Raw genomic sequence first — 253 nt, forward strand, 5'->3', positions numbered from 1 at the left:
TCAGAGGCCGCAAAGAAAAAGAGAAAGGAGACCCCTGCATTGACCACAACATGACCGCCGAGACATAAACAAGGGGGGGTCAGTTCTCGGTGAAAATACCGGGTCAATTCTCAGCGGAAATCAACACCCAAGGGTCGCGCCGACCAAGGCCGGCTGGCCGCAGACATGATCGAGCTGGCGCGGCAATACGGTCGCTATGGCTATCGCCGGATCGCGGCGCTGCTTCGCGATGCAGGCCGGGCCGGGTGAACGA

The 253-nt window shown here is 60.1% G+C and carries 1 pseudogene; it reads left to right on the plus strand.

What is annotated here, in order from left to right:
- Positions 1-99: 99 nt before the first annotated feature.
- A pseudogene (locus IT41_RS22150) lies at positions 100-237 on the plus strand (IS3 family transposase); the annotation flags it as partial.
- Positions 238-253 lie beyond the last annotated feature (16 nt).

Origin of the sequence: Paracoccus halophilus (assembly GCF_000763905.1) — a bacterium.
Lineage (GTDB): Bacteria > Pseudomonadota > Alphaproteobacteria > Rhodobacterales > Rhodobacteraceae > Paracoccus > Paracoccus halophilus.